The sequence below is a fragment of the Amycolatopsis rhizosphaerae genome, assembly GCF_007713715.1.
GTDB lineage: Bacteria > Actinomycetota > Actinomycetes > Mycobacteriales > Pseudonocardiaceae > Amycolatopsis_E > Amycolatopsis_E rhizosphaerae.
Window position 1 is genome coordinate 1 of sequence record NZ_VJWX01000722.1, and the last position, 2,537, is coordinate 2,537.

Sequence of the window (2,537 nt, forward strand, 5' to 3'; positions counted from 1 at the left end):
GGGGCGATTCGGGACAGGTGGGCGGCGTTGGGTTGGGAGGCCGGTCCGCTGGGGTATCCGACGACGGATGAGTTGGCTACGCCGGACGGTGTGGGGCGGTACAACCATTTCAGTGGTCCGGGCTCGATCTACTGGTCGCCGAACACCGGTGCGCACGGCATCTACGGGGCGATCCGGGACAAGTGGGCCTCGATGGGCTGGGAGACCAGCCCGCTCGGGTACCCGACCTCGGATGAGTACGACGTCACCGGTGGCCGCCGGAACGACTTCGTGTCCGGCTGGATCACCTTCTGGTTCGGCAATGGCACCGCCCAGGTGACCTACCGCTGACGACGAGACCCGGGGGTGTCGCGAGGAGTTCCCTCGCGACACCCCCGAGTGCTGTTCGCGTGCCGTTCAGGGAAGGACGCGGCGCTTGCGCAGATCGTCGAAAATGGACAGGAACATGTTTTCGGTGTCGACGAATTCGTGGAACCCGAAGCGGCGCGCCTTCGAACCGTCCGCGAGGAAGTCGTAGTCCCACGAGAAAACGAAGTCCCCGAACCGCCAGGACGAGACATCCGAATAGGACGGTCGTAGCCCGTACCTGTCCCGCATGGCGTTCCACAGCGGCTCCTTGTCCGCCATCACCACCTCCAAGGACATCGGCAGGCCCGGTGCGGCCTGGAGGCCGAAGTTCGCGGCGATCTTCGGCCACATCTCCTCCCAGCGGAACAGATCACCGTTGTTGATGTTGAAAGCCTGGTTGCCGCAGCGCTCGTCGGTGGCCGCCCATACGGTCGCCTTCGCGAGCAGCCCGGCGTCGGTCATTTCGAGCAGCGAGTGGTACGCCCCCGGCTTGCCGGGAAAACGCAATGGCAGGCCGAGTTCGGCGGAGATCGCTGCGTAGACCCCGATGACCATGGCCAGGTTCATCGGGTTGCCGAGCGCGTAGCCGCACACCACGGAAGGGCGCAACGCCGACCATGTCCAGGACTTGCCGTGCTGTCGTGCTTCGAGGAAGTCCTGCTGGTCCACATTGAACTCCGGCGGCATGTGCCCGGCGTCGTCCTCGCGGGCCGGCGTCTTGAACGGGCCGAGATGTGCGCCGTACACCTTGTAGCCCTGCATCAGGTTGATGTGCCGCAGGTTCTTCGCCACCGGCTCGATCGCGTCCACCAGGTTGACCAGCATGCCGAGGTTGGGCGGGACCAGTTCGGCCCAGGTGGGTCGATCCTGGTAGGCGGCGTAGAACACGTGAGTGACCTCGGTGAGGCCGGTCAGCTTCTCCCGGGTGTCCGCCGGGTCCAGCAGATCCACGGCCAGGTGCCGCACCCGGCCCGCGGACGCCCCGCCGCGCCGCGACAGGCCGATCACGTCCCAGTCGCCGAGCTCGGTGAGGTGATCGATGAGGTTCCGGCCGATGACCCCGTTCGCCCCGGCCACCAGCGCGACCTTGTTGTTCGTCATACCCCGAGCTTCGCCCACCCTGGACCGATAAGTCCAAAGCAAGTTTCTCACCCAGGCCATAAAGTCCTTTTATGGCAAGTGTCCGGTGAGGGGTCCACTCACGGGACAACGCGTCTCCCCGCACGAGCGCGGCCCTTTCGGCGTTAGCCGAGCGTGGAGCGGCGTTCGAGGAAGACGGTGTCGTGCCAGACACCGTCGCGTTGGGCGATGCGTTCGCGGATGCCGATGGTGCGGAAGCCGGCGGAGTGGTGGAGGGCGAGGCTGGCTCGGTTCGCGGTGAAGACGGAGGTCTGCAGGGTCCAGAGACCGGCCTCGTCGGCCGCCATGACCTGCTTCCGGATCAGGGCCTTGCCGATGCCGCGGCCGCGGTGGCCTTCGGCGACGTAGAGCGAGGTCTCCGCGACTCCGGAGTAGCACTCGCGCTGCGAAACCGGGGTCGCCGCGGCCCAGCCGACCACGGCGCCGTCGAGTTCGGCGACCCAGCGCTGGGCGGGGATCCACTTGGCATCCAGCACCGATCTGCTGGGCACGGTGGTCTCGAAGGTGGCGATCCCGGTGGCCATGCCCTCGCCGTAGATCCGGCGCACGTCGGGCCAGTCTTCCTTGCGCATCGCGCGGACCGTGACGTCGGCCGGGACGTCTGCGGGGCAGCACGGCCGGGGGGCGAGCATACCCATCACGGCGTCGGCCGCGTGGGGCAGTCCCGCACAGCAGGCCGCGTTGATCGTGACCACGGTGGCGGTGCCTTCCTTGTGCACCTGCACGAACCCCACGTCGGCCAGCTTGCGCACGTGGTGTGAGCAGGTGGATTGGCTGATGCCGAGCAGTTCGGTCAGTGCGCCGACGGTGATCCCGCGCGGCGCGGTGGCGACGGCGTGCAGCAGGCGCACGCGGGTCGGTTCGGCAAGGCACGCGAACCATTCGGCGTAGGTGGCTGCCTCGGCGTCGGGAAGAACCTGGGCCGCGGGGGAGGTCGCAAGGGGCATGCCGGTCAGTGTATCGATTTCGATCGATGGTTGCGAACATCGATCCACGTCGATAGAGTCTCGTCCGGTTCAATCGATCGTCGTCGATGGAAGGGGTTGGGT

The 2,537-nt window shown here is 67.0% G+C and carries 3 protein-coding genes; 1 reads left to right on the forward strand and 2 read right to left on the reverse strand.

Annotated elements, in window-relative coordinates; genetic code table 11:
- Positions 1–330 (forward strand): LGFP repeat-containing protein (locus FNH05_RS36010; protein WP_425458526.1); only part of this gene is annotated, 330 nt, incomplete at its 5' end.
- A gap of 66 nt (positions 331–396) precedes the next feature.
- Here FNH05_RS36010 and FNH05_RS36015 read toward each other — a convergent pair.
- Entirely contained in the window at positions 397–1,449 is a 1,053-nt protein-coding gene (locus tag FNH05_RS36015) for an SDR family oxidoreductase (RefSeq protein WP_144593310.1), read from the reverse strand.
- 143 nt (positions 1,450–1,592) lie between these two features.
- Positions 1,593–2,435, reverse strand: coding sequence for a helix-turn-helix domain-containing GNAT family N-acetyltransferase (locus tag FNH05_RS36020; protein ID WP_144593311.1), 843 nt, complete (start codon positions 2,433–2,435; stop codon positions 1,593–1,595).
- Positions 2,436–2,537 lie beyond the last annotated feature (102 nt).

Bases quoted from the DNA above. Each gene is read 5' to 3' on its own strand.
- FNH05_RS36015 (WP_144593310.1), bottom strand. From the start codon at position 1,449: ATGACGAACAACAAGGTCGCGCTGGTGGCCGGGGCGAACGGGGTCATC.
- FNH05_RS36020 (WP_144593311.1), bottom strand. From the start codon at position 2,435: ATGCCCCTTGCGACCTCCCCCGCGGCCCAGGTTCTTCCCGACGCCGAG.